Source organism: Acinetobacter sp. CE-15 (genome assembly GCF_051059255.1).
GTDB lineage: Bacteria > Pseudomonadota > Gammaproteobacteria > Pseudomonadales > Moraxellaceae > Acinetobacter > Acinetobacter guillouiae.
Genome location: NZ_CP192737.1, coordinates 809737 through 824202, shown reverse-complemented (window position 1 = coordinate 824202; position 14466 = coordinate 809737). Strand labels below are relative to the sequence as shown.

At 38.3% G+C, this 14466-nt stretch carries 13 protein-coding genes; 1 reads left to right on the top strand and 12 read right to left on the bottom strand.

The window, feature by feature from the left end; genetic code table 11:
• Nucleotides 1–16: 16 nt before the first annotated feature.
• The 8 genes from ACQ7EO_RS03945 to ACQ7EO_RS03910 all read right to left on the bottom strand — a co-directional run bounded on the left by ACQ7EO_RS03945 (nt 17) and on the right by ACQ7EO_RS03910 (nt 7492).
• Nucleotides 17–1123, bottom strand: a complete 1107-nt coding sequence (locus ACQ7EO_RS03945) for a YjgN family protein (RefSeq protein ID WP_434278911.1) — start codon at nt 1121–1123, stop codon at nt 17–19.
• 159 nt (nt 1124–1282) lie between these two features.
• Entirely contained in the window at nt 1283–2119 is an 837-nt protein-coding gene (gene fghA, locus ACQ7EO_RS03940) for an S-formylglutathione hydrolase (protein WP_004817613.1), read from the bottom strand.
• A gap of 122 nt (nt 2120–2241) precedes the next feature.
• A complete protein-coding gene (locus ACQ7EO_RS03935) occupies nt 2242–3660 on the bottom strand; it encodes a C13 family peptidase (protein WP_434278910.1) in 1419 nt (472 codons plus the stop codon).
• 121 nt (nt 3661–3781) lie between these two features.
• Nucleotides 3782–4600 (bottom strand): class I SAM-dependent methyltransferase, encoded by an 819-nt coding sequence (locus tag ACQ7EO_RS03930; protein ID WP_004817617.1) that lies wholly within the window; start codon nt 4598–4600, stop codon nt 3782–3784.
• Nucleotides 4594–5418 carry an undecaprenyl-diphosphate phosphatase gene (locus tag ACQ7EO_RS03925; protein ID WP_004817618.1) on the bottom strand — a complete coding sequence of 275 codons (825 nt, stop codon included), beginning with the start codon at nt 5416–5418 and terminating at the stop codon, nt 4594–4596. The genes ACQ7EO_RS03930 and ACQ7EO_RS03925 overlap by 7 nt, the downstream gene beginning before the upstream one ends.
• A gap of 32 nt (nt 5419–5450) precedes the next feature.
• Nucleotides 5451–6116, bottom strand: a complete 666-nt coding sequence (gene tsaB / locus ACQ7EO_RS03920; protein WP_434278909.1) for a tRNA (adenosine(37)-N6)-threonylcarbamoyltransferase complex dimerization subunit type 1 TsaB — start codon at nt 6114–6116, stop codon at nt 5451–5453.
• 168 nt (nt 6117–6284) lie between these two features.
• Nucleotides 6285–6818 (bottom strand): gamma carbonic anhydrase family protein, encoded by a 534-nt coding sequence (locus ACQ7EO_RS03915; RefSeq protein WP_434278908.1) that lies wholly within the window; start codon nt 6816–6818, stop codon nt 6285–6287.
• A gap of 59 nt (nt 6819–6877) precedes the next feature.
• Nucleotides 6878–7492 carry a CoA pyrophosphatase gene (locus tag ACQ7EO_RS03910; RefSeq protein WP_004817626.1) on the bottom strand — a complete coding sequence of 205 codons (615 nt, stop codon included), beginning with the start codon at nt 7490–7492 and terminating at the stop codon, nt 6878–6880.
• A 125-nt stretch (nt 7493–7617) separates the two neighbouring features.
• Here ACQ7EO_RS03910 and ACQ7EO_RS03905 point away from each other — a divergent pair, with 125 nt between their 5' ends.
• Nucleotides 7618–8166: an NUDIX hydrolase gene (locus ACQ7EO_RS03905; RefSeq protein ID WP_034613876.1), complete on the top strand. Its 549-nt coding sequence runs from the start codon at nt 7618–7620 to the stop codon at nt 8164–8166.
• 106 nt (nt 8167–8272) lie between these two features.
• Here the strand turns inward: ACQ7EO_RS03905 and filF are convergent, their stop codons facing one another.
• The 4 genes from filF to filC are packed head-to-tail and all read right to left on the bottom strand — an operon-like array spanning nt 8273 to nt 14423.
• Entirely contained in the window at nt 8273–10219 is a 1947-nt protein-coding gene (gene filF, locus ACQ7EO_RS03900) for a putative pilus system protein FilF (protein WP_419313752.1), read from the bottom strand.
• Nucleotides 10220–10229: 10 nt separating this feature from the next.
• Nucleotides 10230–11519: a putative pilus assembly protein FilE gene (filE, locus tag ACQ7EO_RS03895; protein ID WP_434278907.1), complete on the bottom strand. Its 1290-nt coding sequence runs from the start codon at nt 11517–11519 to the stop codon at nt 10230–10232.
• Nucleotides 11519–13183 carry a putative pilus system OmpP1/FadL family transporter FilD gene (filD, locus tag ACQ7EO_RS03890; protein WP_004817633.1) on the bottom strand — a complete coding sequence of 555 codons (1665 nt, stop codon included), beginning with the start codon at nt 13181–13183 and terminating at the stop codon, nt 11519–11521. Before filD ends, filE begins: the two co-directional genes overlap by 1 nt.
• Nucleotides 13184–13196: 13 nt before the next feature.
• Nucleotides 13197–14423, bottom strand: coding sequence for a putative pilus system protein FilC (filC, locus tag ACQ7EO_RS03885; protein WP_004723711.1), 1227 nt, complete (start codon nt 14421–14423; stop codon nt 13197–13199).
• Nucleotides 14424–14466: the final 43 nt, after the last annotated feature.

The following is a 14466-nucleotide window of genomic DNA, read 5'->3' as shown; positions in this document are numbered from 1 at the left end:
TATTCAACTCATATCATTATAAAGAAACATCAATGTCGAAGATGTCACTAATTTCTTCAGCTAAAGCACTTTGCTCTTGCTGTGCAAGATTCATCATTTGATCTGGATCATCATGCAAAATTAAACTCATCGAATCAACTTGATATTTGTGAATACGAATTGCCGCCCATGCAGACATTAAACCAATACTTAATATTTTAACCAGCCAATTTGATGCCACAATCCATGCATAACGCCATTGATTACAATCTGTTTTAAATTGACTGCTTCCAACCGTTGTATTGTTCCATGTGGTAATAAAAATACGTGCTGCGATCAATGGATAAATAAACAATCCTGCCACAGCGTACATCGCAAAGACACCAAAGATAAAAAAGTTTGGCGTATACCCTGCAATAAAACCGATAATACCGAAATAAATAATGCCAAATGCCAGCATGATTCCAAAAGACATAAAAATTGGAATGTAAACTGCCGCCATATAAGCTGACCAATCAGCATTCAATTTAAAATCCAACTGCCCTGCATATAAATGATCGATGTAGTATTTTTTATACAACCAGATCGCAACAGGAGCAAATATCCCTAAACTAAAAATATAAATTAAGATACTGAGAAAAAAGACTTTATAGGATTCTTTTGTGGTTCCCGCAAAATAAAAGCGACTGTTGCCGAATTTACTGTTTCTTGCGGTAAAGCGCATTGTTGCCCGAATCAGCCATGGTACTGCTGCATACAGCACCACTAAACCAACCACCGTCGCAATCATGGAATATTGTGAGGAGATTGAAAAGGCGACATAAATACCCAATGCAATCAAACGTCCAACTAAAATCTTGGTGGGGATACCAGTAAAGTCAAAACGTCTTTTAAAGAATTCAGTATTGCCATAAAAATAACGTAAACGACGTACTTTCGCCCAAGGCGCGTACAAACTTAAGGTAATGATGGTCAATAAGATATTCACAATCCATATACCAAAATATTCCATCGCATCACCGTGAAATTTAAAACGATGAATTCTAGGATATTGCTGGTCTGCGGGCTGCTGTATTTCTGGTGGTGTAGCGCCTTTTTCCAAACTCAAATGACTCGGAAATGGAGGCGGTATTTGTTCTTGCATATTCTTCTCTTTATTCAAATTATTTGATGACAATCTAAAATGATATGAAATAAAAAACCTCAAAAAGCAGTTTATATTTTTTCTGCACTGAAAGAAATAGAGTAAAAGCAAACAATGATTTACTTTTACTCAAAATCCAATTTTTGTTAGACGATTCAATTATTTCTGTAGTTGCAAGGCATGAAATTGTAAATGGTCATCAATAAAACTTTGGATGAAATAATAACCGTGATCATAACCTTCATGAAATCTTAATGTGAGTTTTTGCCCAACTTTATGACAGGCTTGTTGGTATTTCTCAGGGTTCAATTGGCTATAAAACTGATCTTTTATACCTTGATCGATAAGTACTTCGTCAAATAACTGACCTTTAGAAAGCAGTAATTGGGTCGCATCATGCTTTGCCCATTCAGACTGATCAGCGCCTAAATAATGTGAAAAGGCTTTTTCACCCCAAGGGCATTCTGTCGGTGCACAAATCGGGGCAAATGCTGATACTGATTTAAAATAATTTGGATATTTCCAAGCCAGTGTTAATGCCCCATGCCCGCCCATACTATGACCAAAGATTCCCACAGCTTCAGATTGAATCGGTAAGCTTTTTATTAGCAATGGATAAAGTTCATCTACAATATAACTTTCCATCTGAAAATGTTCAGCCCAAGGTGCTTGAGTTGCATTGAGATAGAATCCCGCACCCTGCCCCAAATCCCATGAATCGCCTTGTGCAACCTGTTCACCACGAGGTGATGTATCTGGTGCGATCAAAATTAGACCAAGCTGAGATGCTAAGCGCTGTGCATGCGCTTTGATAATAAAGGTTTCTTCCGTACAGGTCAGTCCCGCTAAATAGAATAATGCAGGACATTTCTGCCCTTTTAATGCTTGAGGCGGAAGATATGTCGCAAACTTCGTTGCCCCTTTTAAATAATTTGACTGAATTTGATAAATTCTTTGTTCACCATCAAAACAGATATTTTTACTTAAAAGTTCCATCAGCGCATCGCTCCACATTTTGATCTTTAAATTGTTTAGGGCTACCGTCTTATAACATCAACAGATTCAACTCAATATAAATTAAAGCGCTTTTACTTTCGCATTTAAAGCGCCGTTATTTATCATGGTTTTTGTTGTGTATCCAGTTTTACATTTTGGGTTTGCGCAGTAGTAATAACGCCTTGTTGTGGAAATAAATGTTGTTCCAACTGCGGTAACATCATTTCCATATTTTTCCCAATCACCCATTGCGGTTCAGATGGATCAAAGCCTTGTGCATTTTCCCATTTCGCAACTGTTTCAGTCGCTTCTTTAAATGCAGCTTTGAGAGAACCTTGTTCACGCATTGCCTGATCAAAGAAAGCACGGCCAAAATAAGTATAATCAGCTTCATTTGAACAACCAAATGAGGCGCGATCTGCTGCAGAAGCAGTAATAATCAAAGTATCTGGTGATTGGAGTGCTGAAACAAAGCTACCTGAATAACAGGCTGAAATCACAATCACTTTCCAGCGAATACCTGATTTATCGAGGGTTTCTCTTAACCATTTTGGATCAACATCATCCAAATTAATCGGTTCATTTTCGAGTTCAAAACGATTAGGCAAGCCATGAGAAGTCATATAAAGAAACAATACATCACTTTCGCGATTCATTTGTTGACCAATACGGCGTAAAGCCAGATCTATACTGGTTCTAGAAGCAATTGGTGTATCTTTAATGCTTTGTGGATTATTGACCAACTCAACAGAGCGTCCAAAGGTTCCAAAACGGGTATCAAATTGTTCTTTAATTCGATCAATTTCAAATTTAAACACGTCTTGATAACTTGCACCAGCAACGCCTAAAAAATACCAATGCGTTTGTGCAAACTCGCCAAACTGCACCTGTTCCAAGGCTTTATTGAGTAAATGACTTTGTGCATAAAAAGCACTTTCGCTAATACTTGGAGGAACCTCTTCTACTTTCCAAATCGGCTGTTCCTTAATCGAAACCTGCCAAGTAAACAAAGTGGCTACAGTCGCAAACATGATCAAGGCACGTTCCCACCACGGCCATTGTAATTCTCTTGAAAATACCCACACCACAGCAAGGCTTTGCCAAATAAACAAAGCAAAAAACAGCAGTGGGATCACATCATAAGTGAAATAAGGCAGCAGATCTTGATTGCCTAAATATTGCAGCAAACATTGAAACAACATGATGTGCGTATCAAGTACCAGCCATAACAGTGCTGGAACCAACATCAAACGCGGATTATTGGTCCGTTGTGATAGGAAAATCCCCACAATCAAGGCAATAAAAGGCCACAATGCGTAGCTGACTAGACCTTGTCGATTAAAAACACCACCATCACCGGCAACTAACCAGCTAAATAGTGTATTTGCACCTGCACCCAACAGTCCCCAAAAAATCAATTGAAGAATCGATGGACGAACAATTTGTAAAGACTTTCGCGAACCTAAGAATAACCAAATCCCTGCACGTTGGTTACTTTTCAAATCATGCCAAAAGTTAATCGAGGGTTTAAGATCTATCATAAAGATTCTGTTAAGGCAGTGGCTTCAATCAGCCTATCTAGTTTAGGCTTGGCTAAAAAATTATCAATGTTTGATTTAACTATATATCAATAATTCGACTATTATTGAAACAGTTACCAAATTACTCAATAAGATTGCTGTTAAAATAGGCATCAAAACGACAAGCATCACCTTGCCATTGATGATCGGTTGCCTGATCATTTAAAAATACAGCCAGTCTAGGACGTTTTACCACAACTCGCTTGGCAATTTGCCGTGCTAAGACTAAAAGATGATCGCCTAAATCCATTTCACCATCTTCAGGTAAAAGCATGTGTAAGAGCTGCATTTGCTTTTTCACTTGTGCCTGTTTTTTAATGGCTTGCTGATTTTGATCCCGCTGCGGAAACATCGGATCTAAATAAACAACATCGACAATTTGATGTGTGATGATCAATTGTTGTAAATATTCAGCTGAATCAGAAAAAACCAAATCAATACGCTCAACAACTTTGGCTAAAAACGGATCGTTTTCCAGCTGTTTTTTTGAATCTTCCAGTAAGGTAAATAAAATTGGATGACGTTCAATCAGGGTTACTTTCGCCCCTAAGTGTGCCATCAATAATGCGTCATGTCCTAGACCAGCAGTTGCATCAATTAAATTGGGTTTTTCTGAAATATTACATGCCCGTGCAATCATTTCAGATTTTAAAGTTGCACGTTTTAAACGTGGGATCTCAGCTTTCCAATCAGGCTGCATTTTCATGCCATTGGCACACAGGCTTAACCCTTGTTCATCAACACACAAGGCAAGTTCAGGATTCAGTCTTAAAAACCGTGCATTGAGTTTTTCAATCGTTGTAATGTTTACCACGACACCACGTAAAGAAAGCACAGTTTGGTAGGACTGTGCTTTCTCAAAAAATGTGGATTCAGTAAATAAGCGAATTTCGCTTACCATAATTTCCAACCTGTTAATGCAAACAATAAAATCAACAAACCTGAAGCAATACGATACCAAGCAAAGACCATGAAATCACGCTTAGAAACATAAGCCACCAAAACACGGATCAAAATTAAAGCAGAAACAAAAGAAACAATTAGCCCCACAAAGAATACGGTCCAATCTTGAGTTGTTTCATAAATATGGTAATTTTTAAAAAGATCTAATAAGCCTGCACCAACAATAACAGGTATACCGAGGAAGAACGAAAATTCGGTTGCAGCCTTACGCGATACACCCAGCATCATGCCACCAATAATGGTTGCACCTGAACGTGAAGTCCCTGGAATAAGCGCCAATACCTGAATTAAACCAATATAAATTGCTTCTTTAATCGAGATATTTTCCACTTCAACCGCATTGACTTTTGGTGGATTTTTTTCAACCCACCAAATGATTAAACCACCGACGATTAAACCAATCGCCACAGAAATATCATTAAACAACAACTCTTTTACGATATCACCAAAGGTTAAGCCAACCAGCATAATTGGAATAGAAGCTGCAATAATACTGACTCCAAGATGACGCCCTTTCGGCTCACCTGAAAATAGACCGATTGCTGCGCCCCAAAGCTTGCCCCAATACTCATAAATCACCGCAGCGATTGCGCCCATTTGAATAGCAACGACAAATAAGTCACTCTTTTCTTTGGTCCAGAAATTCATGAGCTCAGATGCAAGAATTAAATGCCCTGTACTTGAGATAGGTAAGAATTCGGTAATACCTTCAACAATACCCATAATGGCTGCTTTGAGTAGCAGTAAAAGATCCATTGTGAAATCCTAAAAATTAAAGCGAAAAACGATTATCGTTTACCTTGTTCTGGAATTTTCTTCCATGCATTATCACGTAAATATACAGGTAAAGCTTGTTCTGCACTGAACCATTGCTTTTGCAGTGCATTTTGACGCGCAATTGTGGCGATATCATTGGCAGAAGCAGTAATCTGCTGAAACGCGATTGCCTCTACATTCACCAAAGCTGAACCTGAACCGATCAAGGTATATTTTTGATATTCTGCAGCGTGTTGATAGTCTAATAATTTTTCTTCGTCTACAAGTTGCATAATGTTATTTTGGTCAAGCTTAAAACTTGCCATATAAACTTCTTGCATACGTGCATCTAAAACTGCGGTGACTTCAGTCAATTGGGCTTGCTGATAAGCAGCTTGCGCCAACGCTTGCAAGGTTGAAACTGGAATCACAGGAATATCATTTGCCCAGGCTAAAGCTTGAGTCACTGCGGCATTGATACGTACACCACTAAATGAACCTGGCCCACGGCTAAATGCAATTGCAGTCAAGTCTTTACTGGAGATTTGATTTTGCTCAAAACCTTGCTCAATCATCGGCAAAATGGTTTGAGTTTGTGCTTTTGCTCGCGTATCAAGTTGAAAATAGAGTGTTTGAGTTTCATCAACAATCGAAACGGAACACTGCTCATTGGCAGTTTCCAATGCCAGCAATTTCATGCACAACCTTACTGTGTTAAAAATGCTGCCTATGATACTCCACTCATTTCAATAGCGCGAGGACTTAGAGATAAAGCCAGTCAGATAAAATCCATTAGACCAAAATAATCCATAAAAATGCCAAGACATTGTGCTTGGCATTTAAGTGATAATTTTAAAACCACGACTTTAATCAAATTTAAATTCTTCTAAATCAATAAAATTCTTGTAATGAGAGGCATAGTGCAAGGCACTCATTTTTAATAAATTCTCCGCATTCTCATCCAAATTTCGCACGACTTTACCCGGTGAACCCACCACCAAGGAATTATCGGGAATAACTTTACCTTCTGGAATCAAACTATTTGCACCGATGATACAATTTTTACCAATTACAGCATGATTTAAAACTACGGCGTTAATACCAATTAGACTGTTATCGCCTATCGTACAACCATGCAACATGGCTTGATGCCCAATGGTTACATAATCACCAACGGTTAATTCAATCCCTGTATCTGTATGTAAAACGGCATTTTCTTGAACATTACTAAAATTCCCAATATGAATTTTGGCATTGTCAGCACGAATGACTGCACCAAACCAGACACTGACGTGTTGCCCCAGTTCGACCTGACCAATCACCGTCGCATTATCCGCAATCCAACCATCAAAAGGTGCATGCAACGCTTTTGGCGCAAAACCTTTAAATTTATACATCATGGTATTACATTCCTTTGAGATATTTTAAGAGCATTGGTTTTGATCATAGCTTTTCAACATTATTTTTTATTGAATATCTGTGACTTAAAAGATGGCGAGTTCAATAAAAATGGCCAGTTTTTTTGATAATCCAAACCATATTTAAATAACGAAATCAGAATTCTGGCGGTTAGCCCCCAAATGATTTCGTTTTCAATTCTTAGACTGGGAAAATACACCGATTGATGTGCCAAACGCACCTCATAAGGAATAGGCTGTGATTCCATCATTTTTTTAATCGGGGCATAGAATATACGATCAATTTCACTCGGCTGAGCAATCAACTGAATATCTGGAGGAATTAATCCAACTACAGGTTTTACTGTCAATCCACTTTTCGCCCGTTCCATGGGTAAATCACCAATCAGCTTGACATCAAAGGGATTGAGTGCGGTTTCTTCCCATGCTTCTCGCAAAGCCACAACGATATTACTGGTATCATTTGGATCACGTTTTCCACCTGGAAAGGAAACTTCTCCTGCATGATTTGATAAGTAGGCAGAGCGTCTCGTCAGTAAAATTTTAGGATCAGCTTCTTGAGTAATTGCAATCAGTACTGCGGCATTGGCCGGGTAGGTTCTTTTGCCAAAACGTAATCGATTTTGCAACACTTGGGTTAGCTCATCATCCTTCATTGATCTCACTCTATCTTTTTTGTTCTCGTTCTATCATATAGGAAATTTTATCGATAAGGCTATAAATGATGCGAAAGTAGAATTTTTCAGTTATGCTGAGTTATCTCACATTTTTAATGAAGCTTATGAGTTTTTGCAGTGCTTGTGGTCATCCAACCATAGAAAAAATTCCTTTAGGTGATCAAAAAATCCGTAAAGTTTGTACACACTGCGGCACCATTCATTATGTTAACCCTAAAGTGATTTGTGGTGCTTTGGCGATCTGGGAAAATAAAGTTTTACTATGTCGCCGTGCAATAGAACCACGTTATGGACTATGGACCTTACCTGCTGGTTATATGGAACTTTTTGAAACCATGGAACAAGGTGCAGCACGCGAAACACGTGAAGAATCTGAAGCTGAGGTTGAAATTGAACAACTTTACTGCATGTATAATATTCCACGTATTGGGCAAGTTTATGTTTTGTTTAAAACACAAATAAAAGATGGTGTATTTGGTGCTGGTGAAGAAACCATAGAAAGTCGTTTATTTGAAGAACATGAGATTCCTTGGAACGATTTAGCTTTCCCAAGTGTAGAACGCACATTAAGACATTATTTTGAAGACCGTAAAACCAATACCTTTCCAATGCATCTTGAAACATTAGGCACCCGATTAGATCAGACAGGATAATCACAAATAGATATTGCTTCGACCAATGGTTGAGCATTAAAAATATGAGCACAAAAAAAGCCTCAATTCAAATCACTTGAATTGAGGCTTTTTTAATTAAGATAAATTACTTGGTTTTAATGGTATAACACTGCGGTAAGCTTACAGTTAAAGTCCCTGATAAACGCTTTGCTAGCTCTTTTTGCTCAGGAGTGGTCTTATCCTTATTGGCCTCTATATTGTTATAAACTGACTGATAAAATGCATGCAAATTTACCCATGTTGCAGTAATCGTCTTATCCCCATCCCAACTGGTAATATTGACACCATTATTTGTATTTTGCTCATTGATTAATCGTTGTAGGTTTAAGCGTATACCGCCAGAGGAAACTGAAGCGTTGGCTATTTCTTCTGCAGATGTACCACTGGTTGGTCGAACAACTAATGTTTCATTTAAACCGGCTAATGCACCATCAAGACTACCAAATACAGGATTGGCCAAAATCATACGAAGTGTAATCGACTTTTCAACATTACCATTTATATAAGCTGTACCCGTAGTACCAATACGATATTGTTGTACCCCTGTTTCTTTATCAATATAAGTGTTTGGATCTACATCAGCACATGTATCTGAATTTAACGCACTATTTTTACCTAAATTGGTGCGGATATCTCCATTTTCATCAATCACAATACCGAGTGTTTGGGTATTTGGATTAACTTCTTTGTTATCAAAAGCAAATGTAATATTCGCATACAGTGGGAAATAGTATTTTTCACCAGCTTTTACTGTATTTTTAGTGAGGAAAACTTTTCGATCTAAATAATTGGCAGGATTGGTTTTATAAATATCGATTCCACCAGAAAGCTGATCAGCATTTAAAGTTTGACGCCATTTCCCATATATCGTTGGATCCGCAGGTGCCGTAGTTGCACCCGTTGTTCGCTTATACATATATTCAGTACCAGCGACATTGGTATTATTCAGCAAAGCGCCCTGAAAAATTTCAAGTTTATCCGTTGAACTTTGATCTTTTTTAAATACAAGTGGAGAGGTAATTTTACGGGTGAGTGGATTGATCCAACCTTGTTGACCATTTACATTGAGTTTTTGTGGAACAACCTGATTGAGCAATAAAAACTTTAACAGTGAGTCAGCAATTGTACTGCCTTCTACTTTTTGAGGTACACCAACCCATTGCATTGCATAACCTGAGGTATAACCTTGACGGTCAGTGACTAAATACATATTGGCGATAGATTCATTCTTGGTGCTTAATTCACTTTTACCTGTAAAGCCCTGAATATCAACATTTGCACCACTGAAAATAAGGAAGTTTGTTGAATAAATATTTACCAATGATTGTTGAACCAAGCGTTGCGCAGTCGCGACTGCAGAAGCTTCATCAACCGCTTCAATATTGACCCACGGTTTTAATTTTTCAACATAGCTACCATTGATAAAATCAGCCACCCCAACATCTGCATTGACTGTTGTTAAATTATTTTTAATATTATCTGTTAACTCAAGGGGTTGTACATCGCCAACCTGATTGGCATCCTGCTCCAACCCAATCGCTTGGAAAACGCGAACCAATCCAACCATTACTTTAAATGTCTCATCACTCATGGTCATACTGGTTGGTTCTTTACCTGTCATAGCAGTTGCAATATCAATCAAACCAATTGCAGCAGGTTGACCACGCACTTTTAAAGGGCGTACTTTTGCTAAGTCAACATCACCTAAAACAATTTTTCTTTCCGATTGAGAACCTTTTATATAAAATTTTGCTTTATCGCCAATTAAACAGCCACCAAGTGCCAAACCACCTTCTAGTTTAGTCGCATAATGATTTCTGGTATCTGTACTACAATCAAAATTTAAACCATCCACTGGATAGTCAACATAAAAACCTAAACATTTTTCTGTAGAATCTGCATCACAACCATTTGAATAGGTTGGAATACCTTTATTTGGGTCTTCATTGACTGTTGCACTTTCACCACCGCACCCTGCGAGTGCTAGGCCTAAACTTGTTAAAACTAAAGGGGCGAATAATCTTTTTTTCATATCTTCATCCTTACTGAATTACACTCAGCTTAATTTGTCCATGATTTGTTAATTGCTTATTTTCCACATCTAATGCTGAGGATAGTGGTGTTAAAAATAGATATACAGCTTGATCAGGTTTTCTTAAAACGCCTTCCATAGCCGCATATTGTAAATTATTGTCGTGGGATTCTTCATTTTTAAAACCACTTACACCTTCGAGGACACAACCTTGTCCATCTAAAAATACCACCAAAGGCCAATAATAACTTTGAAGCTTTGAAGAAGATGCATAGGATGTTAATAAAATATTTTGCACTTGAGAATCTAATTTCACGACTTCATAAGCAAAAGTCTCTTTGATTGGTGCAACTGGCCACAAGCCAACTTCTTGATTTTTTATGGATAAATCTTTTGCTTTAGTTATTTTTTTACCAGAAAAACACGCTTGTTCTAAATTATGAACAACCTCATCTTTAGGTAAACGAAAGTAGCTTGATGATAAAACAACTGGCTTTTTTTCTTTCGATTCTGAATTGCCACGAATACTATTTAAAAGGCTCTTACTTAAACCTTTTTGCCGTTCGACGGTTTCATAACGACCATGCACTGCGCCGATCTCAGGCGTCATATAAAATCTTTTTTTACCTTCTAAATTGAATTCACGATCTTCTAAATACTCATTATTGACATATTGTTCACCATCAATAACGGTGAAATGCTGATCTTCTATCGTTTGAGTACTTTTTGGGGCAACTTCTTTATTGGTCTTGACCGCAGTTTGGTCTACTGGCGTTATTTTCTCTAGTTTCTCAACCTTATTGGTTTTTTGAGTAATATCAGCGGGCTGCTGTGGAGGTTTTTCCACAACAAGCTGAGGTACTATCGTCTGTGACGCTGGTGCTAAAGGCTGATCTGGTATCTGAACAGGGCTTTGAATTTTAGCTTTATGCTCCATTAAAGCGGATTGCCGTGCAGGCTGAGCAGTAGTAACCGCTGATGGCGTATTTTTAGGCGCCCCCTCTTTTTGACTTTGTTTAACGATGGCTGGAGCTTCTATTACTGGTACATTAGGCTTGGCAGCTTGAGTCTCTTGTATTTGTTTGACTTCTTGTATTGGTTTAACGTCTTGTACTGGTTTATTTTTTTGCTTTACATCTACTTTTGGAGCTACTTCAGGTTTCTGAACAATCATCGGATGTCCATCAGGGCCAATAATTGTATAAAAATTGGCAGCATAAGAAATTGATGTGGCTAGACTAAAACTTAAAGCTAGCCACAAAGAAGTTACGACTGTTTTTTTTCCAACATTCAAACGCATTACCATCTCGTTCTGTAGTTAAGCCCTAGAATTGTAACTTTTGTATTGGTCTTTACATTTAAACCAGCATATGGGTTGAGTAACAAGTTATCCACCCCTGTTTTATTGGCCAAACTACTGCTGTTTGCTGGAATATTATCTCGGCTACGCAAGAAACCGATCGATAAGTCAATATCACTATCTTCATCAAAACGATAACCTAAACCTAAACCAAATAATTGCGCATTGTTAATCGGCACCATGGTATTCCGTTTATCATCGGGGATCGCACTAGCACGAGGTTCATAACCAGCACGAAGTTTTAGACGATCATTTGCTGAATACTCAATACCAATTCCCCAGCTCCACGGTGATTGAAAGCCGAGTGGAAAAGCCAATGAGGTATCTGTGACTTGATTGGATAATAATTTGGCAATTTTTAATGCTGAAATTTGTCGATCAAATTCAAACTGAAACTTTTCCCATGCTTTAAAGTCGGTCCAGCCCACATCAAAATTCACCTGTAAATCAGGTAAAATTTTATATTTTATACCGGTTTGAAAATGAGCAGGATATTCCAAATCCATTGAAATCAAACCTGATTCAGTTGGTGGAATATAGCCTGGAAAACCTAAAATCGCCGCAAGAATCTGACCTGTTGCTGAAGAGTTTAAGCCTTTTATAAGCTCGCGTGGTGCGTTGGCATTGTCGATAAAATATTTACCTTTCATACGCATTTTGGCGGAACTTTGATAGACCATACCAAAACCAAAGTTTTCCGTAGGCTCCCACATCAAACCTAAGTTATAACTTGGGCTTAAACTCTGCTCAAGACTGACCTGCATTTTCCCGAATTGACCAAATGGGTTCATACCCTCATCTGCATTACAAATACCAAATAATATAAGGTCAGTAATTACATTCGAGTTATTTCGGAAAGGCCCACAAACAGACTCATCAATCAATCGTAGAACACCGATCATTTCATTTGGAAATCGTAGATCAGTTTTTAATGCCATTGCGTTATATGACATCCCGATCGAAGCACCAATAGACAATTCATCGCTGACTTGGTATGCAATAGATGGAGACAAATAGGTTATACGCTCAATGGCAACTTGCTGCCCCATATAGTTACCTGGGTTACCATCCTCTGAGCCAAAACCTGCCACCATTGGTGCATATACAGCAGTTGCATAGGTCAATTTTGAACCTGGAGGATTATAAGAAATCCCTCCCGTTGGCGCTAACACTGGCCAGCCAGGTCCCAAATCCACGACTTTTTTTAGAATGGGAATATATAAACTTGCATACTCTACATCGCCACGCACTGAATCTTTATAATCTGTACAAAGCCCCGAAGGATTGTCTGGTGCATCATTACAGATCAATGGGTCATCAGAATAACCAAATACGTTATAACCAGGTGGCGCAGAAAATTCACGTTGTATATCAAAGTTTGCAACAATCCCTTGTACGTCAGTTTGTAAGCCTTTGAGTTTCGTTAATGCTGCGGGGTTAAAATGAATCGCACTAATTCCAGGTGGATCGGCAGTTACTGCATTCCCCATGGTTAGTGAGCGTATATCAACCGATAGGTTAAGTCCTAACGCTGCAAATACTTGAGTTGAACACCCTGTTAATAAAATCGCTGTAACTAATGGGCGCAAACGTATGTTTTTCATACTTTACACTCCTTTAGTTCGCTTTCTTCTTACCAAAGCCTAAAATATCCAATGGGAAAGATAGACCAAGCGAAATATCTGGTGAGTCTTCAGTTAAGCCGATCCCCAATGTACCATTGACAATCGTATCTGGATTGACACGCACCCCTAGAGCAATGGAAAACATCCCGCTAGATTGGTCAGCTGCTTTATATGAATCTGCAAGTCCCGCTGTAGGTCTATACTTAAACGAAGTATTCATATTAAATGATTGTTGGTATGACATGGTCATCGAAACATCATAGTTAAATGAATAAGCAAAACCAAAAGAGAAACCACCGGTCATACCAGGATCAAACTCTTCTAAAACGCGCTGATAGGTCTGATCACCACCTTGACCATTGGCATTGCCCCCACCACGCACTTGATTTAAGCCAGTTTCTTTAAATCCATAATTGGCAGAGACCGATGCAAACAGTACAACAGGATCGATATATTTACGGGTACTTGCGCCAACACCTACAGAATAATAGCCTTTACCCGTTGAAAGGTCTTTTTCTGGGTTTATCTCATATGGACTATCACCAGTCTTAGTAGATAAACTACCAAATAAAATAAGTGGTAAACGCCCTGCTTTCAGCGGGAACGGTTCCCAACGTGCACCAAAGTTAATATCCCCTAGGCCCGCAGCCGTGGCATCTTTTAAGCTATCTGATTTAGCAATAAATGGAATAGATGCGGTAAAGGTTAAATTATCACGTATCCCGTACTGTGCAGTAAAAGTATTACTAATGGTATGACTTGCATCTTCATCAACACGAAGTTGATAAGCTGTGCCTTCGTTAATTCCTAAATTTAATTGCGAATCACGATAGTAAGAATAATCTAAATCATAAAAAGTTGAGAACTCACCCTTTTTAATTAAAGAGTATTGACGTTCATTGGATGTAAAAACTTCTTGTAAATTGGTTTCTTGAGAAGCATCACCTTCTTTCTTCTGCAATGCTTCTGCAGCTTGTGTACCTGGTTTAGGTGCTAAAGATTTTGTTTCATCTTTATTAATTTTGACATCTTCTGTAGCCTGTGCAACATCTGCAACTGGAGCTGTTTGACTGCTGGTTGCAGAACTGGCATTGTCTGTACTCGCAGCCTGATCTGCTACTACATCCGCACTTGCCTCTGTTTCAGCTGCATATAAACTTCCAATTGCAAACTGAATACTCACTGCAAGTAAAGTCCGTTTCATCCATTGATTATTCATATTCTTCCTATTCCAAAAATTCCAATTCAGTTATGTAATTTTT

Bases quoted from the DNA above. Each gene is read 5' to 3' on its own strand.
- ACQ7EO_RS03945 (WP_434278911.1), bottom strand. From the start codon at position 1,123: ATGCAAGAACAAATACCGCCTCCATTTCCGAGTCATTTGAGTTTGGAA.
- fghA (WP_004817613.1), bottom strand. From the start codon at position 2,119: ATGGAACTTTTAAGTAAAAATATCTGTTTTGATGGTGAACAAAGAATT.
- ACQ7EO_RS03935 (WP_434278910.1), bottom strand. From the start codon at position 3,660: ATGATAGATCTTAAACCCTCGATTAACTTTTGGCATGATTTGAAAAGT.
- ACQ7EO_RS03930 (WP_004817617.1), bottom strand. From the start codon at position 4,600: ATGGTAAGCGAAATTCGCTTATTTACTGAATCCACATTTTTTGAGAAA.
- ACQ7EO_RS03925 (WP_004817618.1), bottom strand. From the start codon at position 5,418: ATGGATCTTTTACTGCTACTCAAAGCAGCCATTATGGGTATTGTTGAA.
- tsaB (WP_434278909.1), bottom strand. From the start codon at position 6,116: ATGAAATTGCTGGCATTGGAAACTGCCAATGAGCAGTGTTCCGTTTCG.
- ACQ7EO_RS03915 (WP_434278908.1), bottom strand. From the start codon at position 6,818: ATGATGTATAAATTTAAAGGTTTTGCGCCAAAAGCGTTGCATGCACCT.
- ACQ7EO_RS03910 (WP_004817626.1), bottom strand. From the start codon at position 7,492: ATGAAGGATGATGAGCTAACCCAAGTGTTGCAAAATCGATTACGTTTT.
- ACQ7EO_RS03905 (WP_034613876.1), top strand. From the start codon at position 7,618: ATGAGTTTTTGCAGTGCTTGTGGTCATCCAACCATAGAAAAAATTCCT.
- filF (WP_419313752.1), bottom strand. From the start codon at position 10,219: ATGAAAAAAAGATTATTCGCCCCTTTAGTTTTAACAAGTTTAGGCCTA.
- filE (WP_434278907.1), bottom strand. From the start codon at position 11,519: ATGCGTTTGAATGTTGGAAAAAAAACAGTCGTAACTTCTTTGTGGCTA.
- filD (WP_004817633.1), bottom strand. From the start codon at position 13,183: ATGAAAAACATACGTTTGCGCCCATTAGTTACAGCGATTTTATTAACA.
- filC (WP_004723711.1), bottom strand. From the start codon at position 14,423: ATGAATAATCAATGGATGAAACGGACTTTACTTGCAGTGAGTATTCAG.